At 54.2% G+C, this 343-nt stretch carries 1 protein-coding gene; it reads left to right on the top strand.

Annotated elements, in window-relative coordinates:
• Nucleotides 1-343: hypothetical protein (locus ACIPZE_RS28925; protein ID WP_400776852.1), on the top strand; the 343-nt coding region annotated here is incomplete at both ends.

Consider the following 343-nt stretch of genomic DNA (forward strand, 5'->3'; position numbering starts at 1 on the left):
CGTGGCCAAGTGGGATCAGCTCACTCTACCGATAGTTACAGAAATGAAAGGTACCGTGACCTACGTGGGCATGGAAGAAGGCATCACGATCAAGCGTCAGACTGACGAATTGACCGGTATGACCAACATTGAAGTACTCGACGCGAAAGATCGTCCAGCTGCGGGCAAAGAAATTCGTCCGGCAGTGAAGATGGTTGACGACAACGGCAAGGATCTGTTGCTGCCAGGCACTGACGTTATCGCTCAGTACTTCCTGCCGGCCAACGCCCTGGTCGGTGTTGCGGACGGTGCGAAGATCGCGATCGGTGATGGAATCTCGCGTATCCCTCACGAAACTTCTACG

This window comes from Pseudomonas sp. NPDC089741 (genome assembly GCF_044748825.1).
Taxonomy (GTDB): domain Bacteria; phylum Pseudomonadota; class Gammaproteobacteria; order Pseudomonadales; family Pseudomonadaceae; genus Aquipseudomonas; species Aquipseudomonas helmanticensis.